We start from the raw sequence: 26,440 nt of genomic DNA, 5'->3' as shown, positions 1-26,440 counted from the left end.
GGTGGCGGCGTTGATGAGGGCTGCCGAGCACAGCAGCGCCGCGACGAGCGAGAAGAACGCCTGACCCGAGATCGAACGAACCGACATGACTGATATCCCTTTATGACCGGCCGCCGTTCATTCGGCGGCCTTGCCCAGGACTTTGCACCAGTCGTGCCAATTCTATATGTGATTGTAAAAGCTAGATATTATTTTGACGAGCACAGTAAGGTCGTGATAACCGCCAAACTTTGATGTGCCACCCGCCGACTATTGGCGCGATTTCCTACGCGGCGTCGCGCTCGATCAGGTTCCGGCCGCCGTCCTTCGCGCGATAAAGCAGTCGGTCGGCCCGCCCCATCACCGATCCCAGCGATTCGCCGTCATTATGGGCACTTACCCCGCCGGAAAAGGTGACCGCGCCGAGCGGGGCGTCGGTCTCGCGCAGGCGATAGCGCTTGGCCGCCACGGCATCGCGTGCGGTATCGAGCGTATCGGCCGCGACGTCGACCGCACAACCAGTGAACAGCACCGCGAATTCCTCGCCGCCATAGCGTGCGACCAGATGCTCGCCGCACGCTTCGCGCAACGCGCCGGCGATGACCTTGAGCACACGGTCGCCGACGGCATGGCCGAAGCGATCGTTGACCGACTTGAAGCGATCGACGTCGCACAATGCGACGCAGATCGGCGCGCCGGCGCCGCTCGCCGCTTCGAACGCTTCCTCGAAGGCACGGCGATTGGCGAGGCCGGTCAGCGGATCGGCCTTGGCATCGTGGCGTGCGGTCTCGAGCTCGCGCCGCAACGCGTCGGCTTCCTCGTTGGCGCTCGCCATCCGCGCTTCGGCGGCCCGCACGCGGTCGAGCATGGTGCTCGCCAGCCGCGTGATGTCGATCGCCTGTTCGGCGCCACCGCGCATCGCCGCTGCGCTCGCTTCGAGATCACGACCGAACCCGCGCGTTTCCGCCCGGATCGCGGCGACCGTATCGGCAAAGCCTTCGACCTGCATCTGCGTGCGCGCGACCAGCGCCTGCATCGCTTCCTCGGCATTGCTCGCGTCGACGCCGTCGCCCGGCGACGTGCCGGTCGCGACCGCGCTGCCCAGTTCCTCGATATCGCGCGACGTCAGCCGGACCCCGCCATCGGTGATCTGCGCGACCGCGGCGGCCAGCGGCCCGGTCGGCGCGCTCAGCACGCGATGCACGAAGGCGTAATTGACGGGATCGACGCTCAGCCGATGCGCGAACAGGAAGTCGCCGATCGCTGCATACAGCCGATCGGACACCCCTGGCTTAAGATTGAACTGCGGCGCGCTTGCCACCCATTTGCCCCGATTGCCCGTCCCTGCGGCCAGCCGGATAACGCCAAAGCGCTAAGAATAGGTTGTGCGACCTGTCCGATGGGTCCGCTTATTTGAGCGCGCGCACCGCATCGAGCGTCAGGCGAACATGATCGGCCGCACTCAGGTTCGAATGGACGAACGTGATCTTGCCGTCGCGCGCGATGACGTAGCTGGTGCGGTTGGTGACGGCGCGCAACTGCTTGGTCTCGACGTCCGGGATCATGCGGTCGAGCGCGACGTCATATGCCTTGACCACGCGCGGCCCCGCGCTGGCGACGGTGAACTTGCCCGCGCACTTCTCCTTGCTGAACTTGACCAGCCGCTCGACCGTATCGGTCGACATGCCGATCACGGTCGCGCCCGCCGCCTTGAATTGCGGCATCGCTTCCGAGAAATCATGCGCTTCCTGGTTGCACCCGCCGGTATAGGCGGCCGGGAAGAAATACAGCACGACCGGCCCTTTCCTGAGCTCGTCGGCCAGATGCAGTTTGACGATGTTGCCGTCGAGCGCACCACGCGTGGTGAAGTCGGGCGCCTTCTGCCCCGGCGACAGCGCCGCGGTGGCGGGAAGCGCGATGGCGATCGCGGCGGCGGCGAGGAAGGGACGAAGGCGCATCGGGGCTCTCCTTGAAACGATGGCCGCCTTCCTAGACCGCGCCGGGCCGCGCCGCTAGGGCCAGCCGATGCGCATCACCGACGCCGACATCGCCCTTGCCCACCGCCTCGCCGACGCCGCGGGCGCCGCGATCCGCCCGCATTTCCGCAACGTCGCCGTCGAGACCAAGGACGACCTGTCCCCCGTCACCGCCGCCGACCGCGAGGCGGAGCAGGCGATGCGCGCCTTGCTCGCCGCCGAAGCGCCGCGCGACGGTATCGTCGGGGAGGAGTTCGGCACCAGCGAGGGCGCGACCGGCCGGCAATGGGTGCTCGACCCGATCGACGGCACGCGCGCCTTCATCGCTGGGCGGCCGCTGTTCGGGACCTTGGTCGCGCTGGTCGTCGACGGCTGGCCCGCGATCGGGATCATCGACCAGCCGATCATCGGCGAGCGCTGGATCGGCGCGATCGGCCGCCCGACCCTGTTCAACGGCGCCCCCGCGCGCACGCGCCCATGCCCCAGCCTCGCCGGCGCCAGCCTCGCCACGACCAGCCCGCATCTGTTCGACCCGCACCAGGCCGAGCACTACATGGCGCTGATCGAGACCATCGCCGACGGCAATCTGCGCCAGGGCCCGCTCTATGGCGGCGACTGCTACAATTACGGCGCGCTGGCGAGCGGGCATATCGACGTCGTGATCGAGGCCGGGCTCAAGCTGTACGACTTCGCCGCCCTCGTCCCGATCGTCGAGGGCGCAGGGGGGCATATGTGCGACTGGTCGGGCGACCCGCTGACGGCCGCGAGCAGCGGCGAAGTGCTGGCGATCGGCGATCCCGCGCGGACCGAAGAGGTGCTGGAAGCGCTGGCCTGCGGGCATTGATTCGACGCGCTCCCGCGCGTGGGCGGCGCCGGCCCGCTCCCCCACCCGACCGCCCACAGGATATGCTATCTGGGCGGTCGGGTGGGGGAGCGGGCCGGCGCCGCGACAGACAATCATTGCTTTCTGCGAGACTCGCCGCTATGCGCGCCAGCTTCTCGCAAGCGAGGTGAACGAACCGCCCGGCCACAAGGGCTGCCGCGGCGGTTCCAGTCTCGCTTCAAACGAAAGGACCAAAATGCCCAAGCTCAAGACGAAGAGCGGCGTCAAGAAGCGCTTCAAGCTCACTGCCACCGGCAAGCTGAAGCACGGCGTCGCCGGCAAGCGCCACCGCCTGATCTCCCACAACGGGAAGTACATCCGCCAGAACCGCGGCACCACCGTGCTGTCGGACGCCGACACCAAGACGGTGAAGGCCTGGGCGCCGTACGGCCTGAACTGAGGAGCTAGAGAGATATGGCACGCGTCAAACGGGGTGTAACCACCCGCGCCAAGCACAAGAACATCCTGGAACAGGCCAAGGGCTATTCGGGGCGTCGCAAGAACACCATCCGCATCGCGCGGCAGGCGGTCGAAAAGGCCGGCCAGTACGCCTATCGCGATCGCAAGGTGAAGAAGCGGACCTTCCGGGGTCTGTGGATCCAGCGCATCAACGCCGGCGTCCGCGCCGAGGGCCTGACCTATTCGCAGTTCATGCACGGGCTGAAGCTCGCCGGCGTCGAACTCGACCGGAAGGTGCTCGCGGACATCGCGATGCACGAAGGCGAAGCGTTTAGCGCCATCATCGCGCAGGCGAAGGCGGCGCTGCCCCAGGCCGCCTGAAGAGACCTGTCGCGCGAAGAAATCGGGGCGTCGGTGGTTTGCCACCGGCGCCCTTTTCGTTAAGCACGCCGTCATTCCCGCGCAGGCGGGAATCCAGAATTTTGTCGGCCTGAAGAGAGCGATGGAAAAGCAGCCCTGCGTTTACATGATGGCCAGCCGCCGTCACGGCACGCTCTACATCGGCGTCACCTCGAATCTGGTCGGCCGCATCCTACAGCACCGCGAAGGCAGGTTCGACGGATTCAGCAAGCGCTATGGCTGCGTCCGGCTGGTCTGGTTCGCCGTTGCCGATACGATGGAAGCGGCAATCACGCGCGAAAAGCAGATGAAAAAATGGAACCGTGACTGGAAGGCGCGTCTGATCGAAGAGGACAATCCGCAGTGGGACGATCTGGCGATCGGCCTGGGTTTGCCGCCGTTTATCGCCGATCTGCGATCATCAGAAGAAGCGCTGCTGGATTCCCGCCTGCGCGGGAATGACATTTAGGGACGAAATCGTGACCAATCTCGACCAATTGAAGACCGACCTGCTCGCGCAGATCGACGCGGCGGCGACGCCGGAGGCGATCGAGGCGGTACGCGTCGCCGCGCTCGGCAAGTCGGGCAGCGTGACCGGTCTGCTCAAGACGCTCGGCGCGATGAGCCCCGAGGAGCGTCAGGTCGAAGGGCCGCGCATCCATGGCCTGCGCGAGGCGGTCACCGCCGCGCTGACCGCGCGCAAGGCCGAGCTCGACCGCGCCGCGCTCGACGCGAAGCTAGCGAGCGAGACGCTCGACATGACCCTGCCCGCCGACCTCGCGCCCGCCGGCACGGTGCATCCGGTCAGCCAGGTGATGGACGAACTGGCGGAGATCTTCGCCGATCTGGGGTTCGCGGTCGCGACCGGGCCGGAGATCGAGGACGACTGGCACAATTTCGCCGCGCTCAATATTCCGGACACGCATCCGGCGCGGGCGATGCAGGACACGTTTTATCTCGAGGAACCGAGAGCGGCCGGCGACGGGCAAAGCCCGTCGTCGGACGGCGAGCTTCGTTCGCCGCCGGCAGGGCTCGATTCCTCGCCGATGGTCCTCCGCACCCACACCTCCCCCGTGCAGATCCGCACGATGGTCGAAGTCGCGCGGCGCACGCAGAATGCCGGCGAGGGCATCCGCATCATCGCGCCCGGCCGCGTCTATCGCAGCGACTGGGACGCGACGCACACGCCGATGTTCCACCAGGTCGAGGGGCTGGTGATCGACAAGGGAATCACGCTCGGTCACCTGAAATGGACGCTGGAGACGTTCCTGCGCGCCTTCTTCGAGCGCGACGACGTCGTGCTGCGGCTGCGCCCGAGCTATTTCCCGTTCACCGAACCCTCCGCCGAGGTCGATGTCGGCTTCTCGATCGAGAAGGGCAAGCGCGTAATCGGCGGCCAGGACGGCTGGATGGAAGTGCTGGGCAGCGGCATGGTCCACCCCAAGGTGATCGCCGCCTGCGGGCTCGACCCGGCGGAGTGGCAGGGCTTCGCGTTCGGCTGCGGCATCGATCGGCTGGCGATGCTGAAATACGGCATCGACGATCTGCGTCCGGTGTTCGAGGGCGACGTCCGCTGGCTGAAGCATTACGGGTTCTCGGCGTTCGACGTGCCCACGCTGAGCGGGGGAGTCGGGGCATGAAGTTCACGTTGAGCTGGCTCAAGCGGCACCTCGACACCGATGCATCGATCGATACGATCGTCGACACGCTGACGCGGATCGGGCTGGAGGTCGAGGGCGTCGACAATCCGGCGGCGAAACTCGACGGCTTCACCGTCGCCCGCGTGCTGACTGCCGAGCGTCATCCGCAGGCCGACAAGCTGCAGGTGCTGAGCGTCGATCGCGGCGATGGCGTGCCGTTGCAGGTCGTGTGCGGCGCGCCGAACGCGCGCGCGGGGCTGGTCGGCGTGCTCGGCCTGCCCGGCGCGGTGGTGCCGGCGAACGGCATGGAACTGAAGGTGTCGGCGATCCGCGGGGTCGAATCGAACGGCATGATGTGTTCGACGCGCGAGCTCGAACTCGGCGAGGACCATGACGGCATCGTCGAGCTGCCGGCCGACGCGCCGGTCGGCACGTCGTTCGCTCGATACGCCCATCTCGACGACCCGGTGATCGACGTCAGCATCACGCCCAACCGCCAGGATTGCATGGGCGTGCGCGGCATCGCGCGCGATCTCGCGGCGGCGGGGCTGGGGACGCTCAGGCCGCTCGATGTCCCGGCTGTGGCGGGCGAGGGTGCAGGTCCCGACGTGCGGACCGACGACACCGCTGGCTGTCCCGCCTTTTACGGCCAGGAAGTGCGTGGCGTGACCAACGGCGCGGCGCCCGAGTGGATGGCGCGTTATCTGCGCGCGATTGGGCAGAAGCCGATCTCGGCGCTGGTCGACATCACCAATTTCGTGTCGGTCGATCTGGACCGGCCCTTGCACGTCTACGATAAGGCCAAGCTCAAGGGCGGGCTGGTCGCGCGCAAGGCGAAGCAGGGCGAACAGGTGCTGGCGCTCAACGGCAAGACCTACACGCTGTCGCCCGACATGACGGTGATCGCCGACGATGCCCAGGTCCACGACATCGCCGGCATCATGGGCGGCGAGGAATCGGGCGTGTCCGACGCGACCACCGACGTCGTCATCGAATGCGCCTGGTTTGATCCCGACCATATCGCGCGCACCGGCCAGAAGCTGCAACTGACCAGCGACGCGCGCCAGCGGTTCGAGCGCGGGGTCGACCCGGCGTTCCTCGACGAGGGACTCGCGATCGCGACGCGATTGGTGCTCGATTTGTGCGGCGGGACGGCGAGCGGGGTGACGCGCGCCGGGCAGCCGCCGCTGGAACCGCGCGCGATCACCTATGACACCGCGCTCGCCGAGCGGCTTGGCGGCCTGGCAGTGGCGGCGGATCGCCAGCGCGACATCCTGACGCGACTGGGCTTTGTCGTCGACAGCGACTGGCGCGTGACGATCCCGACTTGGCGTCGCGATATCGACGGCCCCGCCGATCTGGTCGAGGAAGTGATCCGGATCGAGGGCATCGACAAGGTGCCGTCGACGCCGTTGCCGCGCATGCCCGGCGTCGCCCGGCCGACCGCAACCGCGGCGCAGCGCCAGGAGCGCAAGCTGCGCCGTGCCGCCGCCGCGCGCGGGATCGACGAGGCGGTGACGTGGTCGTTCGTCAGCGAACCCGCCGCCGCCGCGTTCGGCGGCGGCGCCTGGCGCCTCGCCAATCCGATCAGCGAGGAACTCAAGGTCATGCGCCCGTCGCTGCTGCCAGGGCTGCTGTCCGCCGCGGCGCGCAACCGCCATCGCGGGGCGGGCAGCGTGCGGCTGTTCGAGCTCGGCCGGCGCTATTTCGCCGGCGCCGACGGCCAGTCGAACGAATGCGCGACGCTCGGCCTCGTCCTCGCCGGGGACAAGCGCATCCGGGGCTGGCAGTCGGGCAAGGCCGCGCCGTTCGACGCGTTCGATGCCAAGGCCGAGGCGCTGGCGCTGCTCGCCGCCGCCGGCGCGCCGGTCGACAACCTTCAGGTGATGGGCCCGGAGTCGGACGGGGCAGCCGATCACTGGCATCCCGGCCAGTCGGGCACGCTGCGGCTAGGGCCAAAGACGGTACTGGCGGCATTCGGCGTGCTGCACCCCGCGACGTTGCGCGCGTTCGACCTCGACGGACCGGTGGCCGCGGTGGAGCTCTACCTCGACGCGATCCCGGCGAAGCGGGGGTCGGGCTTCATGCGCGCCGCTTTCGCCCCGCCGGCGCTGCAAGCCGTCACCCGCGACTTCGCCTTCACGGTGCCGGCCGAGCTCACCGCCGACGCCCTGACGCGTGCGGTACGTGGCGCCGACAAGGCCGCGATCACCGCCGCTCGCGTGTTCGACCGGTTCGAGCGCGACGACGTCCGGTCGATGGCGATCGACGTGACGCTGCAACCCGGCGACAAGAGCTTCACCGAGCCCGAACTGAAGGCGATCGCCGACAAGATCGTCGCGGCGGCCGCGAAACTCGGCGCGGTGCTGCGGAGTTGAGGTTCACCCGGTCGGGCACTGCCGCGACGACCGACGGAGATTGAGATGAAGACAGCCCTCATCACGGGTGCGACGTCGGGGATCGGCGAGGCCGCCGCGCGGGCGTTCGCCGGCGCGGGGTGGCGCGTGGTCGGGACCGGGCGGCGGGCCGATCGGCTCGATGCGCTGGCGAGCGAGCTCGGCGACGCCTTCCACGGTTGCAGGTTCGACGTCACCGACGAAGCGGCGCGCGACGCGGCGCTGGATGCGCTGCCGGCCGATTTCCGTGGGCTCGACCTGCTCGTCAACAATGCCGGTCTCGCGCTGGGCACGGCGGCGGCGCAGGACGCCAGCCTCGACCAGTGGCGGACGATGATCGACACCAATGTCGTCGCTTTGGTGTCGCTGACGCGCAAGCTGCTGCCCGCGCTGATCGAGCGCCAGGGCGCGATCGTCAACCTGTCGTCGGTCGCCGCGACCTACCCCTATTCCGGCGGCAACGTCTATGGCGGGACCAAGGCGTTCGTCCGCCAGTTCAGCCTGGGCCTGCGCTCCGATCTCGCCGGCACCGGCGTCCGCGTCACCTCGATCGAGCCGGGCATGGTCGAGACCGAGTTCACCGCCGTCCGCACCGGCAGCCGGGACGCGTCGGACAAGCTCTATGCCGGCGCACACCCGATGACCGGCGACGACATCGCCGCGACGATGCTGTGGATCGCCGAACTGCCCGCGCACCTCAACGTCAACGCGATCGAACTGATGCCGGTCAGCCAGTCGTTCGCCGGTTTCGCCGTGGCGCGCGACCAATGATTACGATCGGCACCGACGCCCTGACCGCGGCGATCAACCCCTTCGGCGCCGAACTGACGTCGTTGCGCGACGCCGAGGGACGCGAGCTGATGACGAGCGCCGATCCGGCATATTGGACGGGACATGCGCCGATCCTGTTCCCGATCGTCGGCCAGCTGAACGACGATACGCTGCGAGTCGATGGGCGCCCCTATGCGATGAAGAAGCACGGTTTCGCGCGCCGCAGCACGTTTGCGGTCGTCGACCATGCGGCGGATCGCGCGACCTTCCGGTTGCAGGCCGACGACGAGACGCGCGCCCAGTATCCGTTCGATTTCACGCTCGATCTGGCCTTCGCGCTGGCCGGTGCGACGCTGAGCGTGACCGCGACGATCGCCAATCCCGGCGACGTGCCGCTGCCGGCGAGCTTCGGCTTCCACCCCGCCTTCGCCTGGCCGCTGCCCTATGGCCGGCCCCGCGCCGACCACCGCATCGTCTTCGCGTCCGACGAGCCCGGCGAGATCGTCGTGCTGGCCGACGGCCTGTTCGCGCGGACCCGGCCGTCGCCGCTCGACGGCCGCACGCTGCACCTCGCCGACGCGCTGTTCGCGGACGATGCGCTGATCTGGAACCCGGTCGCCGCCCAGAGCGTGACCTATGGCGCGAGCGACGGCCCGTCGCTGCGAGTCGACTTTCCCGACACGCCCGACCTCGGCATCTGGACCAAGCCCGGCGCGGCATTCGTCTGCATCGAGCCGTGGCACGGCCATGCCGATCCGGTCGGCTTCACCGGCGATTTCCGGACCAAGCCCGGCGTGTTCGAGGTCGCGCCGGGCGACCGCAAGACGTGCCGGGTGGCGATCACGCTCCAGCCCTGACCTTGCGCCGCTGCGTCGGCGCGCCATATCGCGGCGCAAGGGGGACGTCGGCATGCTGATCGTGATCGCACTGGGAGTTTGGCTGCTGTTGCACGCCAGCGAGGGCACGCCGACCGGGCGCGTCCTGCATCGCTGGCTGGTCGAGCGCCCGGCGGCGCGACTGTCGCGGATCTCGCGCGGGCAGGTGCTGCTGATGCTGACGCTGGCGGTGATGGTGGTGACGATCATCTGGCTGCTCGAGGATGACGGCCCCGCGCTGGTCGCGTTCGGCCTGCCCGATATCGCCGGGCTGGCGGTGGCGATCGACCTCGGCACCCTGCTCGACGTGGCGCTGGTCGCGGTGGTTGCGTTCTCCACCGTCCGGGTGCGCGCGGCCGGCCGCTGGATCGCCGCGCGGCTCGCCCCGCGTCGCCCGCGCCGGCGGAGCATCCGCATTCGTCGCACTACCCGGCCCGCCAACGACGACGAGGACCGATGGGCGCTCGCCGCCTGAGTCCGATCGCGCTTGCAATGTTGGGTTTCACCTGAAACCCCCTCCTCATCCCCAGCCGATCGCGTCGATGCGCCGATCGGCGCGAACCGCGCTACCCCCGTCAAGTTTGTCAACTTTGGATCGCCTTCCCTCGACCTGAACCCCTGGCGCGGGTAGGAGCGCGCGCATCATGACCGTTTCCGATCGCCGCACCTTCGCCATCATCTCGCACCCCGACGCCGGCAAGACCACGCTGACCGAGAAGCTGCTCTATTTCGGCGGCGCCATCCATCTGGCCGGTGAGGTCAAGGCGCGCGGCCAGAACCGGCGCGCGCGATCGGACTGGATGAAGATCGAGCAGCAGCGCGGCATCTCGGTCACCTCGTCGGTGATGACGTTCGAACGCGCCCAGGAAGACGGAAGCGTTATCACGTTTAACCTGCTCGACACGCCGGGGCACGAGGATTTCAGCGAGGACACCTATCGCACGCTGACCGCGGTCGATTCGGCGGTGATGGTGATCGACGCGGCGCGCGGCATCGAGGCGCAGACCCGCAAGCTGTTCGAGGTGTGCCGGTTGCGCTCGGTCCCGATCATCACCTTCGTCAACAAGGTCGACCGCGAGGGCCGCAGCCCGTTCGAGCTGCTCGACGAGATCGCCGACGTGCTCGCGCTCGACGTGTGCCCGATGTCGTGGCCGGTCGGGATGGGCGGCACGTTCCAGGGCGTGCTCGATCTCCAGAACCGGACGATCAGCCGGCCCGAGGGCGACAGCCGTACCTTCCAGGGCAAGGTCGAACCCGCGCCCGATCTGCCCGCCGATGTCGCCGAGGAAATCGAGCTGGCCCAGGCCGGCTATGCCGCGTTCGATGCCGAGGCGTATCGCCACGGCGACCTGACGCCGGTCTATTTCGGATCGGCGCTCAAGGATTTCGGTCCGGCCGAACTGATCGCCGCGCTCGCGTCCTATGCTCCGCCGCCGCGCGCGCAGCCGGCCGAGCCTGCCCCGGTCACCCCGGACACCGACGAAGTCACCGGCTTCGTGTTCAAGGTGCAGGCCAACATGGATCCGCAGCACCGCGACCGCATCGCGTTCATGCGGCTGGTGTCGGGCACCTTCAAACGCGGGATGAAGCTGACCCCGACCGGGCACGGCAAGCCGATCGCGGTGCACTCGCCGATCCTGTTCTTCGCGCAAAACCGCGAGATCGCCGACGAGGCCTTCCCGGGCGACATCATCGGCATCCCCAACCACGGCACCTTGCGCGTCGGCGACACGCTGTCGGAGCGCGCCGACGTGCGCTTCACCGGTCTGCCCAATTTCGCGCCCGAGATTCTGCGCCGCGTCGCGCTGAAGGATCCGACCAAGACCAAGCAGTTGCGCAAGGCGCTCGACGACATGGCCGAGGAAGGCGTGACTCAGGTCTTCTATCCGGAGATCGGGTCGAACTGGATCATCGGCGTGGTCGGCCAGCTCCAGCTCGACGTGCTCGTCAGTCGGCTGGAGGCGGAATACAAGGTCGCGGCCGGGCTGGAGATGGCACCGTTCGACACGGCGCGCTGGATCTCGGCGGCGGACCCGGCCGACCTGAAGGCGTTCGCCGACCTCAACCGCGCGGCGATGGCCAAGGATCGCGACGGCAACCCGGTGTTCCTGGCGAAGACCGCGTGGGAAGTCGGCTACGTCGCCGACCGTTATCCGAAGGTGAAGTTCGCCGCGACGCGGGAGCGTTAAGCCACCGCTCGCCCCGGCCGCGCGAGCATCACGACCCCACCAATCGTCATCAGTGCCGCGAGGAGGCGAATAGGCCAGATCGGAAACAGCACCAGCGCGACGATCCACACCACCAGCGCGGCCATCAACACGATCGCGCCGGCCACTTGCGATCGCGGCGGGGGCGGCACGTCCGCGCCCTCCTCGACCCAGCCCCGCTTGAGCGGTCGGATCGCCAGCAGCGCGAGCACCGCGGCGACGAGGTAGAGGCACACGCCGATCATCGCCGCGATACCGAGCGACTGGTCGCCATATTTCGCCTTCAGCGCGACCGACAACGCGCCCATCAGCCACGGCCCCAGCCCGAGCCCGAGCAGGTTGTTGATGAGCAGGAACGTGCCCGACGTCCCCGCCCGCATCTTCGCCGGCGCCAGATGCTGCGACGCGGTGATGATCGGCCCCAGCCACAACGTATTGAGCGCGTTCGGGATCAGCAGGACGACCCATGCGAGCATCGGCGTGTGGATGTTGAAGCCCAGGATGAACATCGGCGCGGTAATGAACCAGGCGATCGCCGGCACGCGGGCATACCAGGCGCGGTCGATCTTCCCCAGCCGGTCGGACACCACGCCGCCCAGGAAGATGCCGAGCGACCCGCCGATCAGCAGCAGCGCGCCCATGAACTGGCCGACCTTGACGAGGTCGCTATGCTCGGTCCAGCCGAACTGGACCGCGATGATCTTGGGCGCCCACAACGCCAGGCCATAGCCCGCCATCGAGCTGCACCCCGCGCCAACCGACAGCAGCCAGTACGCCGGCTTGCGCATCAGGATCGGCATCACCGACAGCGGCGACGGCGCGCCCTTCACCGCGACGGCCGGCGGATAACGGTCGCGCACGACCGCGAGAAAGATCGGCGCGACCAGGATGCCGGCGACGCCCATGACGATGAACGCCGTCTGCCAGTTGACGTTCTGCGCGATGTACGCGCCGAGCAGCACGCCGCAGCCGAGTCCGATCGGAATGCCCATCGAATAGATCGCCAGCGCCCGCGCGCGGCGCTCGACGGGGAAGTAATCAGCGATCAGCGCATAGGACGGCGCCGCGCCCCCCGCTTCGCCGGTGCCGACGCCGAGCCGGTACAGGAACAGCTGCCAGAACCCGGTCGCGGTCCCGCACAGGGCGGTGAACCCGCTCCACACCACCAGCGACCCTGCGATCACCCGCGTCTTGCCCCAGCGGTCCGCCGCCAGCGCGAGCGGCACGCCGAGCACCGAGTAAAGGATCGCGAACGCCGTCCCGCCGATCGCGCCGAACTGCGCGTCGTCGAGATTCAGGCTGGCTTGGATCGGCTTCGCCAGGATGCCCAGGATCTGACGGTCGAGAAAGTTGAACGTATAGACGACCAGCAGCATCGCCAGCACCACGCCCGGATAGCCGGGTCGCTCGGTCCGTGTCGTCATTCGCTTTCTCCCCACACGAAAAGGGGCCGGACACGCTTGGCACGCGCCCTGGCCCCTTCCCCCTGTATCAACGCTTTAGAACTTGAGCGAGAAGGTTCCGAACACCTGCCGCGGATTGCCGTAGAAGGCGGTCGCGATGCCTTCCTTGCCCAGCGTCGGGGTGACGCCGCCGGTCGACGTGTAGTTGATCGCGCCGGTCGCCGCGTTGGCGGACAGATACTGATATCCCGACGTCTTGTAATGAACGTTGGTGATGTTCTTGGCGTGCACGCCGACCGAATAGCGGCCACCGCCGAACGTGTAGGTCAGGTTGGCGTCCCACAGGGTGTAACCGGGCTGGTCGAGGAACGGGCTCGCCACCTCGAACTGGTGCGTCAGGCTGCGATAGGCGACCGTAGTCGACGCGTTGACCGCGCCCTCGCCGGCCGGGACGTTGGCCGCGAGCGTGCCCGTGGCGGTCCATTTCGGAGTGTTCTGGAACTGGCGGTATTGCGAGACCTCGGCGCCGGTCGGCCCGATGTAATTCTTGTACTTGGGATCGATGTAACCGATCGCAGTCGACAGCGTAACGTTCGAGCCCGCACCCGCGAACCCGCGCGCCAGCACCGCATTGCCTTCGAACTCGATGCCCTGGATGCGCGCCCTGGCGGCGTTGGTGGTGATGCCGCAGAAGCTCTGCACCCCACCGATCACACACGCGACCGAGCCCGGAATCTGGACGTTGGTATAATCGGCGTAGAAGCCGTCGAGCGCCCAGCTCAGCCGCTTGTCGAGCGCCGAACCCTTCCAGCCGATCTCGTAGCTCTTCACCGATTCGGGCTTGAACAGCAGATAGTTGTAAATGTCCTGATAGGTGCGACCCGCCGCCGCATTGCTGATCGGCGCCGAGGTACCGGAGCCGCGCGGATCGAACCCGCCGCCCTTGAACCCTTCCGAATAGGACACGTAGAACAGGTGGTTGGCATTCGGCTTGAACGCCAGGCTGGCGCGCGGCGTGAATCGCTTGAACGTCGCCTCGCCACGGAAATTGGTCGATGCGCCGAGGTTCAGCGCCGGGTTGCCGCCGAACTCGCTGGTCGCACCATAAAGCGGCCCGCCGAGGAAGTTCGCCTTGTAGATATAGGCGTTACGGTTGTCCCAGGTGTAGCGGCCGCCAAGCGACAGGCTGAACTGCGGCGTGAAATCATAGGTGAAGTCGGCGAACACCGATTCGGTCTCGGTCCGCACGTCGCCGGCCGTATAGGCGTCGAGATTGGCCAGAGTGGTGTTGAGCAGCACGTCGAACCCGGTCGAGGCCTTGGCGCCGAGATAGTAGAAACCGACCAGGCCGTTCAGCTTCGGGCTCGCATAAAGCAGCTGGAATTCCTGGCTGGTCTGCTCGTTGCGATAGACGGCGGGCACGTCGACGTCGACCGACGGAGTCGAATCGAAATCGATCGGCGTGAAGCTGCGATCCTGGCGCCATGCGCTGATGCTGCGCAACGTGAAGGCATCGCTGAGCTTGGCCGTCACCGACATCGACAGGCCGCCTGCCTGGATATCCTGCTTCGGGAAGTTGAGCCCGGCATTGGTGTCGTACACGTTCGAAAGGACCGGCGATCCCGTCAGCAAGCCGGCGAACAGGCGATGGCCGTTGCGCGGCGCCGACATGTCGTGTGTGTAGTCACCGGTCAGGCGAACGAGCAGGCCGCTATCGGGCGTCTCGAACTCGATCGTGCCGCGCCCGGCCCAGATGTTCTTGTTGTAGTTCGGAATATTGAGCGTCAGGTCGCGCCCGAACCCGTCTCGCGTCAGTCGCGCGCCTGACACGCCGACGCGCAGCATGTCGCCGATCGGGGTCGAGACGCTGACGATGCCGTCGGCCTGATTATAAGAGCCGTACGTACCCTTGACCGTCGCCTCGAAATGGTCGGGCAGCCGCTTGGTCACGTACTTGATCGCGCCGCCGATCGTGTTGCGGCCGTACAGCGTGCCCTGCGGCCCGCGCAGCACTTCGATCCGGTCGACGTCGTAAATGTCGAGCACCGCCGCTTGCGGGCGGTTGAGGTACACGTCGTCGAGATAGATGCCGATGCCCGCCTCGAACCCCGGCACCGGATCCTGCTGGCCGACGCCGCGGATGAAGGCGGCAAGGGTTGAGTTGGTGCCGCGCGCATCCTTGATCGTGGTGTTGGGCGACACCGCCTGCAAATCGGTCAGGTCGATCGCGCCGGTCTTTTCGAGCTTGTCGGCAGTGACCGCCGTGACCGCGATCGGCACGTTGAGCAACGTTTCCTCGCGACGGCGCGCGGTGACGACGATGTCGGTCTGGTCGTTGCCATCGGTCGCCTGGCTGGTCGACGGCGCGGCGGCGGTCGGCGTTTCCTGCGCGAAGGCGGGTGAGGCGAAGAGAGCGGCGGCAGCGGCGCCGACATAAAGTGCGCGAGCGCGAGGCGTGCGAATCATCGATATCCCTCCCAAATAGATGTCTCGTCGTCCGGCCAACGAACCGGTTGAACGCTTGTCGGCGATGCGTATAGTGAAACCTGAACCGGGTTTCAACTTCGGTTTGTGGGGAGGGTGCGATCAATGGCGGAGCGTGGCGGATCGGCAACGCCTGTCGAGGCGGAGGGCTCGGAGACGGCGGTCGTGCCGACAAGCGATGCGGCGCGCCCGATCGATGCGACGGCGAGCGCCGGCAAGGCACCGCGGACCGAGCGCGGCCGACGGACGCTGCGTGCGATCCTCGATGCTGCTGCCGCCGAGTTCGGCGACAAGGGGTTCCACGATGCCTCGATCAGCGGGATCACGCGCCGCGCCGGGGTCGCGCTGGGCAGCTTCTACACCTATTTCGACTCGAAGGACGCGGTGTTCCGCGCGCTGGTCCGCGACATGTCGGAACAGGTCCGTGTGACCGTTGCCCCGGCGCTACGCGCCGCATCGAATCAGATCGATGCCGAGCGCGCCGGCCTGCAAAGCTTTCTGGAGTTCGTGCGCGGTCACAAGGAAATCTACCGCATCATCGACGAGGCCGAGTTCGTCGACCCGGCGAGCTTTCGCGCGCACTACGCAACCACGGCCGAGCGTATTGAACAGCGCCTGCGTGCCGCCGCCGAACGCGGCGAAGTGCGTGACGACGTCGATGCCATCCACGCTTGGGCGATCATGGGGATGAACGTGTTCCTGGGGCTACGCTTCGGCGTATGGGACGACGACCGCACACCGAGTGAGGTGGCCTCGACGGTCGAGGACATGCTTCGTCGCGGGCTCGCGCCGCGCGATTAGGTCAGCCGGCGGCGAGCGCCTGCGCGAGCAGCGCGCGGATCGCGGCAAGCGCGGACCAGTCGACCCCTGCGCCGCCGTTCGCGACTGGCGCCGCCGGCGTCGGCACTACGCTCGGGCCGCGCGCTTCGCTTGCCAACAATTTCTGCACGCCGCCGATCGTATAGCCCTGCACGTTCAACAGATCGTCGATCCGCCGCACCAGCGCGACGTCGTCGGGGCGGTAATAGCGACGGTTGCCGGCGCGTTGCAGCGGTCGGAGCTGAGCGAACCGCGACTCCCAGTAACGCAGGATATGTTGCGGCACGCCGGTGTCACGCGACACCTCGCCGATCGTGCGGAAAGCGCCAGCCGCCTTGTCCGGGCCGGCCACGGCCGATTCCGTCAGCCCGCCTGGACGATGCGATCGCGCATCATCTGGCTGGCGCGAAAGGTCAGCACGCGGCGCGGCGCGATCGGCACTTCGACCCCGGTCTTGGGATTGCGCCCGATCCGCTGGCTCTTGTCGCGAAGTACGAAGGTGCCGAAGCCCGAAATCTTGACGTTCTCGCCATTGGCGAGCGCCCCACACATATGGCCCAGGATATCCTCGACCATCTGCGCCGAATCGGCTCGCGACAGCCCGACCTCGCGCTGGATCGCGTCCGCCAGGTCCGCCCGCGTCAAGGTACCCACTTCCGACATTCACGCCCTCCCCAGGTGCTGGATTGCGAGCCTAACACAATGAGGCCGCGCAAGAAAAGAGATAGTTACGCAAGCGTGACGGAACCGTTCCACGATGGGTCAGGTCCGCAATACTGCCGCCCCCCAAGTAAAGCCCCCGCCCATTGCCTCGAGAACGACGATCTGACCAGGCTTGATCCGCCCATCGCGCGCCGCGACGTCGAGCGCGAGCGGTACCGACGCGGCCGAGGTATTGGCGTGCTGGTCGACCGTCACGACGACCTTTTCGGCCGGGAGCGACAATTTGCGCGCGGTCGCGTCGAGGATGCGGGCATTGGCCTGATGCGGCACCACCCAGTCGACATCGGCGGCGGTCAGCCCGGCCAGCCCGAGCGATTCGTCCATAACCGCCGCCAGGTTGGTCACCGCGTGGCGGAACACTTCGCGCCCCTTCATGCGAAGCTTGCCGACCGTGCCCGTCGTCGATGGACCGCCATCGACGTAGAGCAGTTCGTTGTGCCGCCCATCGGCGTGCAGCTTGGTCGACAGGATGCCGGGACCGTCCGCCGCGACCTCCTTCGCCTCCAGCACGATCGCGCCGGCGCCGTCGCCGAACAGCACGCAGGTGGTGCGATCTTCCCAATCGAGGATGCGGCTGAACGTTTCCGCCCCGATCACCAGCGCGCGGGCCGCCGCGCCGCCGCGAATCATGCTGTCGGCAACCTGTACCGCGTAGAGGAACCCCGAGCACACCGCCGCCACGTCGAACGCGACGCAATCGTCGATGCCGAGCATCGCCTGCACCTTGGTCGCGGTGGCCGGGAAGGTCTGGTCGGGTGTCGCGGTCGCCAGCACGATCAGGTCGATGTCCTGCGCGGTCACGCCGGCCGCGGCGATCGCCGCGCGGGCGGCATCGGCGGCCAGCGTGCCGGTCGTCTCGTCGGGTCCGGCGATGTGGCGAAAGCGGATGCCGGTGCGCTCGACGATCCACTCGTCGGACGTCTCGACCGTCTCCGCCAGTTCGGCGTTCGACACGCGCCGCGCCGGCAACGCCGAGCCGGTACCGGTCAGGACAGCGCGCCTCATGCCGCGGCGCCTTCCGGCTCGGCTCCGGCGAAGTGCCGGAGATCCTCGGCGATCCGTCGCGCCAGGTCGTCGCGCACGCTCTTGGCGGCGACCGCGATCGCGTTGGCGACCCCGGTCTCGTTCGCACCGCCATGGCTCTTCACCACCAGCCCGTTGAGACCGAGAAAGACCGCGCCGTTGTGGTTGTTGGGGTCGAGATGATGCCGCAGCAGGTCGGTCGCCGGGCGCGAGATCAGGAAGCCGATCTTGGAGCGCAGCGAACTCGAAAACGCGATGCGGAGCAGGTCGGCAACGAACCGCGCGGTGCCTTCCGCCGTTTTCAGCGCGACATTGCCCGAAAAGCCATCGCACACGATCACGTCGACGTCGCCGCGCGACAATTTGTCGCCCTCGATGAACCCCGAAAAAGTGAGCGGCAGGTGTGTCGCGTCGCGCAATGCCTGCGCCGCCTCGCGAATCTCCTCGGTACCCTTCATGTCCTCGGTGCCGATGTTCAGCAGCGCGACGCGGGGCGATTCGAGGTCGAGCATGGTCCGCGCATAGGCGGCGCCCATGATCGCGAACTGCTCGAGATTGCGCGCATCGCATTCGGTATTGGCGCCGAGATCGAGCACGACGGTATCGTGATCGCCCATGCTCGGCATCAGCCCGGCGAGGGCGGGGCGGTCGATCCCCGGCATCGTGCGCAGCGACAGCTTGGCCATCGCCATCAGCGCGCCGGTGTTGCCCGACGAGACGGCGGCGGCAGCGCGTCCCTGCTTCACCAGATCGATCGCGACGCCCATCGACGTCGTCTTGGCGCGGCGCAGCGCCTGGCCCGGCTTCTCATCACCCGAGATGACGTCGGGCGCGTGGACGATTTCCGAATTGGCGGTAAGGTTCGGGTGCTTCTTCAGCCCCTCGGCGATCGCCGCCTCGTCGCCGACCAGGAAGAAATGCGTCCCGTCATAGCGGCGGCGCGCTTCCGCGACCCCCGCCAGCATCACCGCCAGCCCCTCGTCCCCGCCCATGGCGTCGACGGCGATCCAGGAGCCGGTGGTCACGGTCGCAATGTCCTCGACGGTCAGCCTTCGGCCGAAACGATCTCGCGACCGTTATAGTGCCCGCACGACGCGCACAGGTTGTGCGGACGCTTCAGCTCGCCGCAGTTCGGGCACTCCTGGAACGCCTCCACCGACAGCGAATCGTGCGCGCGGCGCATGCCACGGCGGGAGGGCGAGGTCTTTCTCTTGGGAACGGCCATTGCGGCGACAACCTTCTAGCGTAAGCGCGTTGATCGGAAGCGTTAGGCCCGAAAGCGAACCAGCACAACCGGCGGGTGCCGGCCGCGCGGTCAGCGGGTCTGAACGCGGAAAGGCGCGCCTATAGCGATTTTGCCCGCCGTTGCAACCCGCCGACCGGCGTGGCACGGTCGATCGGTCCATCTGGGGGAATGCGCCATGATCCTGCCCGTCACGCTCGCCATCGCCGCGGCGGTGGCCCTCATCAACCTCTGGCTGGCGCTGCGCGTCACGCGGGTGCGGGTTTATGGCAAGCACATGCTGGGCGACGGCGCCGACCCTGCAGTCATCGCCAAGATGCGGGCGCACGCCAATTTCACCGAATATGCGCCGACGATCGTCATCCTGATCGCGCTGATCGAGCTGGCGCGCGGGCCGAGCCTGTGGCTGTGGCTGGTGGGCGCGGCGTTCATCGTCGCGCGGCTGGCGCATGCGATCGGCATGGATCGGCCGGCGCCCAATCCCTTTCGCCTCGTCGGCGCGCTGGTAACGTGGCTGGCGTTGCTGGCGCTCGCGGTCTGGGCGCTGGCGATCGGGTATCAGGCGAGCGCCGACAAACCGGTGCCGGCCGAGCGCACCATCTATCTCGGCAATCCGAAGGGCTGAGACCCGTCTAGGCCAGCACCGAATCGGCGACGAACGGGTTGCTCGCCCGTTCCTGGCCGAACGTGCTCGGCTGGCCGTGGCCGGGCAGGAACACGGTATCGTCGCCCATTGGCCACAGCCGCGTGACGATCGAGTTGACCAGTTGCTGGTGATCGCCGCGCGGGAAATCGGTCCGGCCGATCGATCCTTGGAACAGCACGTCGCCGACGATCGCCAGCTTCGACGGCGCGTGGTGGAACACGACATGCCCCGGCGTGTGGCCGGGCGCGTGGTGCACCGCAAAGCTGAGCTCGCCTACCGTCACCGCATCGCCCTGGTCGAGCCAGCGCGCCGGCACGAACGACCGCCCCGGCACGCCGTACCGCAAGCCGTCTTCGTCGAGCTTTTCGAGCAGCCAATTATCATCGGGGTGCGGCCCCTCGATCGCGACGCCGAGGTCTTCGGCCAGTTGCGCGGCGCCCGCCGCATGGTCGAAATGGCCGTGCGTTATCAATACCTTCTCGACCGTAACACCATGCTTCTCGATCGCCGACTTGATGAGCGGCACGTCGCCGCCGGGATCGACCACCGCGCCGCGCATCGTCGCGGTGCACCACAGCAAGGTGCAATTCTGCTGGAGTGGGGTGACGGGGATGATGACCGCGCGGAGCGGCGTCGCTGGATCGGCCATGCGGCGGCGGTACGTGGGAAGGCGAGGCACGGCAAGCGCTTGCGGCTCGCGCCATGGCGGGGCATGCCCGGTTGGTGATCGCTCGCGACCGCCCCTTCGTCCTGCTCGACGACGCCCGCGCGACCGGTGCAGCACCGGCGCGGCTGTACCCGGGGCCGGTCGAGGTGATCGCGGCACGGAACGTGGCCGAGGTCGCGCCGGCGCTGGAACGACTGCGCGCTGCCGGCAAGCGCGGCCTGCACGCGGCGGGCTATCTCGCCTATGAAGCCGCGGCGGCGTTCGAGCCTGCGGTTGGCGACCTACCCGCGCCCGATTTACCGTTGCTGTGGTTCGGGCTGTTCGAAAACTACGAGGAGATCGCGCCGGCCGACGTGCCCGCCTTGCTCCCCGATCCGGCCGGCGCGTGGCTCGGCGATCCGCGACCCGATATCGATCGCGCGACCTATGCCGATCGCTTTGCGCGAACGAAGGCACTGATCGAGGCGGGCGACCTGTACCAGGCCAACCTCAGCTGGCGCGCGCGGGTACCGATAGCGGGCGATCCGCTGGCCGCTTACGCGCGGCTCCGCGCCACGGCGCAGGCCGGTTATGGCGCGGTGGTTGCGACTGGTGAGCAGTGGCTGCTGTCGCTGTCGCCCGAACTGTTCTTCGCGCTCGACGACGATCGCCTGACCGCCCGGCCGATGAAGGGCACCGCGCGTCGTGGCGCGACGCCCGATACCGATCGCGCCGCCGCCGCGAAATTGCGCGAGGATGCCAAGCAGCGCGCCGAGAACCTGATGATCGTCGACCTGCTCCGCAATGATGTGTCACGGGTCGCACACGGTGTCGCGGTGCCTAAGCTGTTTGCGGTCGAGACCTATCCGACGATCCACACCATGACGTCGACGATCACTGCGACGTTGGACCCGAAACGCGACGCTGTCGATGTGATCGCGGCGCTGTTCCCCTGCGGATCGATCACCGGCGCCCCCAAGATCCGCGCGATTCAGGCGCTGGCCGAGATCGAGGCATCGAGCGCGCCGCGCGGCATCTACACTGGCGCTATCGGGCGGATCGACGCGGACGGAGATGCGATGTTCAACGTCGCGATCCGCACCTTGGCGATGGCCGACGGCGAGACCGAAGCAGTGGTCGGCGCGGGGGGCGGCATCGTCGCCGATTCGGTCGAGAGTGAAGAATGGGACGAAGCACTGGCCAAGCTCGCCTTCGTCTCCGCCGGCGCGCCGACCGTCGACCTGATCGAGACGATGGCGTTCGACCCTATCGATGGCATCCTCCGCCTCGAACGCCATCTTGCGCGGATGAAGGCGAGCGCACTGGCGCTAGGCTTCGCCTTTGACCGCCACGATGCCCGCAACGAATTGCAGGCGGCGACTTTCCGTCTGCGCGAGGCCAAGCGAATCCGGTTGCTGCTCGCGCGGTCGGGCGCGATCGCGATCGAGGTCGCGCCGATGCCGGCGCCGGTCGAACGAGTCGAGGTCGCGATCGCGCCGTTGCCGGTCGCATCCACCGATTACCGCCTGCGTCACAAGACCAGCGACCGTGCCTTCTACGACGATGCCCGCCACGAATCGGGCACGTTCGAAGTGCTGTTCGAGGCGGACGGCATGCTGACCGAGGGCAGCTTCACCGATCTGTTCGTCGAGCGTGACGGCCTGCTCCTGACCCCACCGCTGGCCGCCGGTCTCCTTCCCGGCGTGCTCCGCGCCGAGCTGATTGAGGACGGTCGCGCGGTCGAGGCGCCGCTGACGCGCGCCGACCTCGCCGACGGTTTCTGGATCGGCAATGCCCTGCGCGGTCTCATCCACGCGCATGTTGCGGTTGCGAAGGTGGAGCCGGCCTGATTATAGGCGCCCCGACATTTGGGGGTTCCGACCATGCAACCATCCGCTGCGCTCAATCGCATCAAGCCGTCGCCGACATTGGCAATCACCAGCCGTGTGCAGGAAATGAAGCGCGCCGGAATCGACGTGATCGGCCTGGGCGCCGGCGAGCCCGACTTCGACACGCCCGACTTCATCAAGGAAGCCGCGATCAAGGCGATCCGCGACGGCCAGACCAAATACACCAATGTCGACGGTACGCCCGAGTTGAAGGAAGCGATCGCGCTGAAGTTCAAGCGCGACAACGCGCTCGATTATTCGCCCGCGCAGATCAGCGTGAATTCGGGCGGCAAGCACACCCTGTTCAACGCGATGATGGCGACGCTCGATCCGGGCGACGAAGTCATCGTGCCGGCGCCGTACTGGGTCAGCTATCCCGACGTCGTGCTGGTCGCGGGGGGCACGCCGGTGTTCGTCGCGGCGGGCGCCGATCAGGGCTACAAGCTGCGTCCCGACCAGCTCGAGGCGGCGATCACCCCCGTCACCAAGTGGGTCATCCTGAACTCGCCGTCCAATCCGACCGGCGCCGCCTATACAGCCGAGGAGCTGCGCGCGATCGGTGCCGTGCTCGAACGCCATCCGCACGTCTGGATCTATGCCGACGACATGTACGAGCACATCGTGTTCGACGATTTCGCCTTCACGACGATCGCGCAGGTGTGCCCGTCGCTCTACGATCGCACGTTGACCGCGAACGGCTGTTCGAAGGCCTATGCGATGACCGGCTGGCGGATCGGGTTCGCCGGCGGCCCCGCCTGGCTCATCAAAGCGATGGCCAAGTTGCAGTCGCAATCGACCAGCAACCCCTGTTCGATCGCACAGGCTGCATCGGTCGCCGCGCTGACCGGCGACCAGGCGTTCCTGAAGGACAATGCCGCCCTGTTCCAGTCGCGCCGCGACCTGGTGGTGTCGATGCTGAACCAGGCGACCGGCATCCGCTGCCCGCGACCCGAGGGCGCGTTCTACGTCTATCCCGACATTTCCGGCCTGATCGGCAAGGCGACGCCCGCCGGCAGGACGATCGCCACCGACGAGGATTTCGTCGGCTATTTGCTCGACGATGCCCGGGTCGCCGCAGTGCAGGGCGAAGCGTTCGGCGTATCGCCGGCGATGCGGATCAGCTACGCCACCTCGGACGACATGCTGCGCGAGGCGTGCGAGCGGATCCAGACGGCGTGCGCCGCGCTGCGGTGACTCTTAGGTTCGGCTGACGCCGAACGGGCGGCACCGGCCCGCTCCCCCACCCGACCTCCCACGGCAGTATCATATGGGAGGTCGGGTGGGGGAGCGGGCCGGTGCCGAACCCAAGATTAACGTCCTCGCCACGGCGCGTTCAGTTCCGGAAACCTATTGTTCACTTCTTGATGGTTGAAGCGAGGGTCGAATTCGCCACCTCGCGGCCGGAAGAAGGGACCGACCGATGAAACATCTTATCAAGTCCGCCACCCTGTGGCGTTTCCTCGGCGGCTTCGTCGCCGGTGGCGTCGGCGTGCTCGCGCTGCATCCGGCGACCGCCGAGCCGGTGGTGCCCGCTGCCAGCCCGATCGCGATCACCGCCGCCCGCTGATTACCCCGCATCCTTGGCCTCGCCGCTCGCGTTCCTATATCGTGCGCGAGCATCGAAGAGGCTGAGATCATGAGCAAGTTCGCCGTTCCCCTGACTGCCGCCGCCGCGACCTTGGCCGTTGGCGCCTTCCTGGTATCGAGCGCCCCCGCCGCGGCCGAACGCGCGGTGCCGATCGCCGCGCCCGCGCACGATGTCCCCGCCGCCGACCAGCCCCATGTCGCCGTATTCGCCGGCGGCTGCTTCTGGGGGATGGAGGCCGTGTTCGAGCGGGTGAAGGGCGTCACCAACGTGACCGCGGGCTATGCCGGGGGTGGTGCGGGCGATGCCACCTACGACCGCGTCTCGACCGAGACGACCGGCCATGCCGAGGCGGTCCGCATCACCTACGATCCGAAACGGGTAAGCTACGGCACGTTGCTCCGCGTCTATTTCTCGATCGCGCACGATCCGACCCAGCTCAACCGCCAGGGCCCCGACACCGGCCCCAGCTACCGCTCGGCGATCTTCCCGCAGAATCCGGCGCAACGCGCGGTCGCGGCCGCATACATCGCGCAATTGAGCGCGGCGAGGTCATTCCCGCGTCCGATCGTGACCAAGCTGGAGACGGGCCGCTTCTACCCGGCCGAGGCGTATCACCAGAACTTCTACGACAAGAACCCCAACCACCCGTACATCGTGCACTGGGACAAGCCGAAGGTCGCCGCGTTCAAGGCCGCCTTCCCGCAACTCGCGAGCTGACGGCAGATCGCCAGGACGCCGCGCCGAACGAAGGCGACGCGGCGTTAATCGAACGAACACGACCCGTCAGTTCGGCGTCCTGCTGTCCTGACGACCGCTGCCGAGCGACGGCGGCGTGGGCGGAGTCGCGCTGCGCGCCTCGCTCACCGCTTCGTCGTACCAGCGATCGAGATCGGTCCGCATCTGGTGCAGCGCGTCGGGATTCAGATAGACCATATGCCCGGCGGGGTAATAGCGAAAGCTCAGATTGGGCTGCTGGTTACGCTCCAGCATCATGTGGCCGAGATCGTTTTCGGTGCCGAAGAACGGCGTCGCCATGTCGTAATAGCCGTTGAGCGACAGTACCTTGAGATACGGGTTCGCGCGCATCGCCGCGCCGAGATCGACGGCAGTATTGGGATTGTTCTGCTGACCGCCGAATCCGCGCACCGGAGCGCGGTGCTTCCAGTTCCAGTCCCACCCGGCGGCGTCACGTGCCGACAGGCGATAGGGCAGGTCGGTCTTGTAGCCCAACGTCGTCGTCACATAGTCGTTGAACGACGCGATGAACGCGCCGGAGATGGCATCGGACGACGCATCGGTCTCCGGGCTGTCGCCGGCGGCGTCGGTGTCCACGCCGGTGTAGCGCGCGTCGAAGCGGCCGATCGTCTGGCGACGGTCGCGCAGCAGTTCCTTCTGGAACCGCGGCAGATCGATGCGCAGGTTGGCGCGTTTGATGAATTCCGGGCTGAGCCCGATCAACTGGCTCATCTGGCTGGCGACCGCGTCCTCCTCGGCTTCGCTGATCGACTGACCCTTGGCGAGCGCGGTGGCGTAGGGGCCCGCCGCGAAGGCACGCGCCTGGGCAACGACGGTCGCGACATCTGCCGGACGGTTGGCGAGGCGATTATGGTACCAGGCCGTTGCCGCGAAGCTCGGCAGATAATTGATGTAGACTTCGTCGAGGCCGGGCTGGCGATATCCGTAGTTCATGATCGAGGACAACAGCACGACGCCGTTCAGCGCCATCCCGCGATCCTGCAACTGGTATGCGAGCGCCCCCGACCGCAGCGTGCCGTAGCTCTCGCCGAACAGGAATTTCGGGCTGTTCCACCGTCCATATTTGGACACGTAGCGCAGGATCGCCTTGGCGAACGCATCGGCATCCTCGTCGACGCCGTAGAATTGCCCCGGCTTCATGTCGCCGAGCGGCCGCGAATAGCCGGTACCGATCGCGTCCAGGAATACCATATCGGTCCTGTCGAGCAGCGAGTCCGGATTGGGGCCGACATCGTAGGGGGCCGGCTTGATGAATTCGGGATTGGCGGTCTTCAGCCGGACCGGCCCGAACGATCCCATGCGCAGCCAGAAGGTCGGGCTGCCCGGCCCGCCATTGTAGAAAAAAGTCACCGGCCGCTTCGTCCCCGGCCGCATGCCGTCGAGCGTATAGGCGGTGTAGAACATGCTCGCGGTCGGCTTGCCCTCGATATCGCGCAGCGTCAGCGTGCCCGCGGTCGCCGTGTAGGGATAGGCGCGCCCGTCGATCGCGACCGAGCCCCGGCTCTTCACTTCCTGCTCGACGACCGGCGCGTTCGCGTAAGCGGCCTCAGCTTCGGCCTTGACCTTGTCGGCGTTGGTCTGGGTGACGCTCTTGTCCGACCCCTTGCCGCCGCCGGACGACGGCGAGTCCTGTGCGACCGCCGGCATGGCGGTTGCGGCCAGCAGTAACATGGCAAGGGAGTGAGCGAACCGCAT

Annotated in this window: 27 protein-coding genes; 16 read left to right on the top strand and 11 right to left on the bottom strand. The window is 67.5% G+C overall.

The window, feature by feature from the left end; translation table 11 throughout:
• Window positions 1-265 precede the first annotated feature (265 nt).
• Entirely contained in the window at window positions 266-1,264 is a 999-nt protein-coding gene (locus J0I47_RS13575) for a GGDEF domain-containing protein (RefSeq protein WP_294047521.1), read from the bottom strand.
• Between the two features lie 124 nt (window positions 1,265-1,388).
• Complete coding sequence (locus tag J0I47_RS13570; RefSeq protein WP_294047520.1) at window positions 1,389-1,937, bottom strand: peroxiredoxin; 549 nt, start codon at window positions 1,935-1,937, stop codon at window positions 1,389-1,391.
• Between the two features lie 67 nt (window positions 1,938-2,004).
• Between J0I47_RS13570 and J0I47_RS13565 the strand changes: the two genes are divergently transcribed.
• From J0I47_RS13565 to J0I47_RS13520, 10 genes are all read left to right on the top strand, one after another.
• Window positions 2,005-2,799, top strand: a complete 795-nt coding sequence (locus J0I47_RS13565; RefSeq protein WP_294047519.1) for an inositol monophosphatase family protein — start codon at window positions 2,005-2,007, stop codon at window positions 2,797-2,799.
• 235 nt (window positions 2,800-3,034) lie between these two features.
• Entirely contained in the window at window positions 3,035-3,238 is a 204-nt protein-coding gene (gene rpmI / locus J0I47_RS13560; protein WP_066588206.1) for a 50S ribosomal protein L35, read from the top strand.
• A gap of 14 nt (window positions 3,239-3,252) precedes the next feature.
• Entirely contained in the window at window positions 3,253-3,618 is a 366-nt protein-coding gene (gene rplT / locus J0I47_RS13555) for a 50S ribosomal protein L20 (RefSeq protein WP_294047518.1), read from the top strand.
• A 121-nt stretch (window positions 3,619-3,739) separates the two neighbouring features.
• The gene (locus tag J0I47_RS13550) at window positions 3,740-4,105 is read left to right on the top strand and encodes a GIY-YIG nuclease family protein (protein ID WP_294047517.1); all 366 of its coding nucleotides are present in this window, start codon (window positions 3,740-3,742) and stop codon (window positions 4,103-4,105) included.
• Window positions 4,095-5,276, top strand: coding sequence for a phenylalanine--tRNA ligase subunit alpha (pheS, locus tag J0I47_RS13545; RefSeq protein WP_294047516.1), 1,182 nt, complete (start codon window positions 4,095-4,097; stop codon window positions 5,274-5,276). Before J0I47_RS13550 ends, pheS begins: the two co-directional genes overlap by 11 nt.
• Window positions 5,273-7,654, top strand: coding sequence for a phenylalanine--tRNA ligase subunit beta (gene pheT / locus J0I47_RS13540; RefSeq protein ID WP_294047515.1), 2,382 nt, complete (start codon window positions 5,273-5,275; stop codon window positions 7,652-7,654). Before pheS ends, pheT begins: the two co-directional genes overlap by 4 nt.
• A 45-nt stretch (window positions 7,655-7,699) precedes the next feature.
• Window positions 7,700-8,443, top strand: coding sequence for an SDR family NAD(P)-dependent oxidoreductase (locus tag J0I47_RS13535; RefSeq protein ID WP_294047514.1), 744 nt, complete (start codon window positions 7,700-7,702; stop codon window positions 8,441-8,443).
• Window positions 8,440-9,300 carry an aldose 1-epimerase family protein gene (locus tag J0I47_RS13530; protein WP_294047513.1) on the top strand — a complete coding sequence of 287 codons (861 nt, stop codon included), beginning with the start codon at window positions 8,440-8,442 and terminating at the stop codon, window positions 9,298-9,300. The genes J0I47_RS13535 and J0I47_RS13530 overlap by 4 nt, the downstream gene beginning before the upstream one ends.
• A 52-nt stretch (window positions 9,301-9,352) precedes the next feature.
• Entirely contained in the window at window positions 9,353-9,793 is a 441-nt protein-coding gene (locus tag J0I47_RS13525; protein WP_294047512.1) for a hypothetical protein, read from the top strand.
• 169 nt (window positions 9,794-9,962) lie between these two features.
• Window positions 9,963-11,507 carry a peptide chain release factor 3 gene (locus J0I47_RS13520; protein WP_294047511.1) on the top strand — a complete coding sequence of 515 codons (1,545 nt, stop codon included), beginning with the start codon at window positions 9,963-9,965 and terminating at the stop codon, window positions 11,505-11,507.
• On the opposite strand, the gene J0I47_RS13515 is transcribed toward J0I47_RS13520, so the two are convergent.
• Together J0I47_RS13515 and J0I47_RS13510 are read right to left on the bottom strand one after the other, a co-directional pair.
• Window positions 11,504-12,949, bottom strand: coding sequence for an MFS transporter (locus J0I47_RS13515; RefSeq protein ID WP_294047510.1), 1,446 nt, complete (start codon window positions 12,947-12,949; stop codon window positions 11,504-11,506). The genes J0I47_RS13520 and J0I47_RS13515 overlap by 4 nt on opposite strands.
• Window positions 12,950-13,024: 75 nt before the next feature.
• On the bottom strand, window positions 13,025-15,394 hold the full coding sequence (locus tag J0I47_RS13510) for a TonB-dependent receptor (protein WP_294047509.1): 2,370 nt from the start codon (window positions 15,392-15,394) through the stop codon (window positions 13,025-13,027).
• A 123-nt stretch (window positions 15,395-15,517) separates the two neighbouring features.
• Here J0I47_RS13510 and J0I47_RS13505 point away from each other — a divergent pair, with 123 nt between their 5' ends.
• Window positions 15,518-16,213, top strand: a complete 696-nt coding sequence (locus tag J0I47_RS13505) for a TetR/AcrR family transcriptional regulator (protein ID WP_294047508.1) — start codon at window positions 15,518-15,520, stop codon at window positions 16,211-16,213.
• Window position 16,214: 1 nt separating this feature from the next.
• On the opposite strand, the gene J0I47_RS13500 is transcribed toward J0I47_RS13505, so the two are convergent.
• The 5 genes from J0I47_RS13500 to rpmF all read right to left on the bottom strand — a co-directional run bounded on the left by J0I47_RS13500 (window position 16,215) and on the right by rpmF (window position 19,202).
• Window positions 16,215-16,583 (bottom strand): MerR family transcriptional regulator, encoded by a 369-nt coding sequence (locus tag J0I47_RS13500; protein ID WP_294047507.1) that lies wholly within the window; start codon window positions 16,581-16,583, stop codon window positions 16,215-16,217.
• 11 nt (window positions 16,584-16,594) lie between these two features.
• Window positions 16,595-16,894 (bottom strand): integration host factor subunit alpha, encoded by a 300-nt coding sequence (locus J0I47_RS13495; protein ID WP_294047506.1) that lies wholly within the window; start codon window positions 16,892-16,894, stop codon window positions 16,595-16,597.
• A 99-nt stretch (window positions 16,895-16,993) separates the two neighbouring features.
• Window positions 16,994-17,959: a beta-ketoacyl-ACP synthase III gene (locus J0I47_RS13490; protein WP_294047505.1), complete on the bottom strand. Its 966-nt coding sequence runs from the start codon at window positions 17,957-17,959 to the stop codon at window positions 16,994-16,996.
• Window positions 17,956-19,002 (bottom strand): phosphate acyltransferase PlsX, encoded by a 1,047-nt coding sequence (plsX, locus tag J0I47_RS13485; protein ID WP_294047504.1) that lies wholly within the window; start codon window positions 19,000-19,002, stop codon window positions 17,956-17,958. The genes J0I47_RS13490 and plsX overlap by 4 nt, the downstream gene beginning before the upstream one ends.
• Window positions 19,003-19,022: 20 nt before the next feature.
• Entirely contained in the window at window positions 19,023-19,202 is a 180-nt protein-coding gene (gene rpmF, locus J0I47_RS13480) for a 50S ribosomal protein L32 (protein ID WP_294047503.1), read from the bottom strand.
• Window positions 19,203-19,398: 196 nt separating this feature from the next.
• Here rpmF and J0I47_RS13475 point away from each other — a divergent pair, with 196 nt between their 5' ends.
• Window positions 19,399-19,845, top strand: coding sequence for an MAPEG family protein (locus J0I47_RS13475; RefSeq protein WP_294047502.1), 447 nt, complete (start codon window positions 19,399-19,401; stop codon window positions 19,843-19,845).
• A 7-nt stretch (window positions 19,846-19,852) separates the two neighbouring features.
• Here the strand turns inward: J0I47_RS13475 and J0I47_RS13470 are convergent, their stop codons facing one another.
• Window positions 19,853-20,515 carry an MBL fold metallo-hydrolase gene (locus J0I47_RS13470; RefSeq protein ID WP_294047501.1) on the bottom strand — a complete coding sequence of 221 codons (663 nt, stop codon included), beginning with the start codon at window positions 20,513-20,515 and terminating at the stop codon, window positions 19,853-19,855.
• A 53-nt stretch (window positions 20,516-20,568) separates the two neighbouring features.
• Between J0I47_RS13470 and pabB the strand changes: the two genes are divergently transcribed.
• The 4 genes from pabB (at window position 20,569) to msrA (ending at window position 24,706) form a co-directional block, all read left to right on the top strand.
• Complete coding sequence (gene pabB, locus J0I47_RS13465) at window positions 20,569-22,362, top strand: aminodeoxychorismate synthase component I (RefSeq protein ID WP_294047500.1); 1,794 nt, start codon at window positions 20,569-20,571, stop codon at window positions 22,360-22,362.
• 33 nt (window positions 22,363-22,395) lie between these two features.
• A complete protein-coding gene (locus J0I47_RS13460; RefSeq protein WP_294047499.1) occupies window positions 22,396-23,595 on the top strand; it encodes a pyridoxal phosphate-dependent aminotransferase in 1,200 nt (399 codons plus the stop codon).
• Between the two features lie 226 nt (window positions 23,596-23,821).
• Entirely contained in the window at window positions 23,822-23,968 is a 147-nt protein-coding gene (locus J0I47_RS13455; protein WP_294047498.1) for a hypothetical protein, read from the top strand.
• Window positions 23,969-24,037: 69 nt separating this feature from the next.
• A complete protein-coding gene (gene msrA / locus J0I47_RS13450; RefSeq protein ID WP_294047497.1) occupies window positions 24,038-24,706 on the top strand; it encodes a peptide-methionine (S)-S-oxide reductase MsrA in 669 nt (222 codons plus the stop codon).
• A 66-nt stretch (window positions 24,707-24,772) separates the two neighbouring features.
• On the opposite strand, the gene J0I47_RS13445 is transcribed toward msrA, so the two are convergent.
• Entirely contained in the window at window positions 24,773-26,440 is a 1,668-nt protein-coding gene (locus J0I47_RS13445) for a peptidase S10 (protein ID WP_294047496.1), read from the bottom strand.

The organism is Sphingomonas sp. (genome assembly GCF_017304635.1).
Taxonomy (GTDB): Bacteria; Pseudomonadota; Alphaproteobacteria; order Sphingomonadales; family Sphingomonadaceae; genus Sphingomonas.
This window is presented reverse-complemented; position numbering and strand designations above follow the sequence as displayed.

Excerpts from the sequence above, each read along its gene's own strand:
- rplT (WP_294047518.1), top strand. The coding sequence starts at position 3,253 with ATGGCACGCGTCAAACGGGGTGTAACCACCCGCGCCAAGCACAAGAAC.
- J0I47_RS13455 (WP_294047498.1), top strand. The coding sequence starts at position 23,822 with ATGAAACATCTTATCAAGTCCGCCACCCTGTGGCGTTTCCTCGGCGGC.
- J0I47_RS13550 (WP_294047517.1), top strand. The coding sequence starts at position 3,740 with ATGGAAAAGCAGCCCTGCGTTTACATGATGGCCAGCCGCCGTCACGGC.
- pheS (WP_294047516.1), top strand. The coding sequence starts at position 4,095 with ATGACATTTAGGGACGAAATCGTGACCAATCTCGACCAATTGAAGACC.
- pabB (WP_294047500.1), top strand. The coding sequence starts at position 20,569 with ATGGCGGGGCATGCCCGGTTGGTGATCGCTCGCGACCGCCCCTTCGTC.
- pheT (WP_294047515.1), top strand. The coding sequence starts at position 5,273 with ATGAAGTTCACGTTGAGCTGGCTCAAGCGGCACCTCGACACCGATGCA.
- J0I47_RS13530 (WP_294047513.1), top strand. The coding sequence starts at position 8,440 with ATGATTACGATCGGCACCGACGCCCTGACCGCGGCGATCAACCCCTTC.
- J0I47_RS13505 (WP_294047508.1), top strand. The coding sequence starts at position 15,518 with ATGGCGGAGCGTGGCGGATCGGCAACGCCTGTCGAGGCGGAGGGCTCG.
- J0I47_RS13515 (WP_294047510.1), bottom strand. The coding sequence starts at position 12,949 with ATGACGACACGGACCGAGCGACCCGGCTATCCGGGCGTGGTGCTGGCG.
- J0I47_RS13445 (WP_294047496.1), bottom strand. The coding sequence starts at position 26,440 with ATGCGGTTCGCTCACTCCCTTGCCATGTTACTGCTGGCCGCAACCGCC.
- J0I47_RS13535 (WP_294047514.1), top strand. The coding sequence starts at position 7,700 with ATGAAGACAGCCCTCATCACGGGTGCGACGTCGGGGATCGGCGAGGCC.
- J0I47_RS13470 (WP_294047501.1), bottom strand. The coding sequence starts at position 20,515 with ATGGCCGATCCAGCGACGCCGCTCCGCGCGGTCATCATCCCCGTCACC.
- msrA (WP_294047497.1), top strand. The coding sequence starts at position 24,038 with ATGAGCAAGTTCGCCGTTCCCCTGACTGCCGCCGCCGCGACCTTGGCC.
- J0I47_RS13565 (WP_294047519.1), top strand. The coding sequence starts at position 2,005 with ATGCGCATCACCGACGCCGACATCGCCCTTGCCCACCGCCTCGCCGAC.
- J0I47_RS13570 (WP_294047520.1), bottom strand. The coding sequence starts at position 1,937 with ATGCGCCTTCGTCCCTTCCTCGCCGCCGCCGCGATCGCCATCGCGCTT.
- J0I47_RS13520 (WP_294047511.1), top strand. The coding sequence starts at position 9,963 with ATGACCGTTTCCGATCGCCGCACCTTCGCCATCATCTCGCACCCCGAC.
- J0I47_RS13475 (WP_294047502.1), top strand. The coding sequence starts at position 19,399 with ATGATCCTGCCCGTCACGCTCGCCATCGCCGCGGCGGTGGCCCTCATC.
- rpmF (WP_294047503.1), bottom strand. The coding sequence starts at position 19,202 with ATGGCCGTTCCCAAGAGAAAGACCTCGCCCTCCCGCCGTGGCATGCGC.
- rpmI (WP_066588206.1), top strand. The coding sequence starts at position 3,035 with ATGCCCAAGCTCAAGACGAAGAGCGGCGTCAAGAAGCGCTTCAAGCTC.
- J0I47_RS13525 (WP_294047512.1), top strand. The coding sequence starts at position 9,353 with ATGCTGATCGTGATCGCACTGGGAGTTTGGCTGCTGTTGCACGCCAGC.
- J0I47_RS13510 (WP_294047509.1), bottom strand. The coding sequence starts at position 15,394 with ATGATTCGCACGCCTCGCGCTCGCGCACTTTATGTCGGCGCCGCTGCC.
- J0I47_RS13460 (WP_294047499.1), top strand. The coding sequence starts at position 22,396 with ATGCAACCATCCGCTGCGCTCAATCGCATCAAGCCGTCGCCGACATTG.
- J0I47_RS13490 (WP_294047505.1), bottom strand. The coding sequence starts at position 17,959 with ATGAGGCGCGCTGTCCTGACCGGTACCGGCTCGGCGTTGCCGGCGCGG.
- J0I47_RS13495 (WP_294047506.1), bottom strand. The coding sequence starts at position 16,894 with ATGTCGGAAGTGGGTACCTTGACGCGGGCGGACCTGGCGGACGCGATC.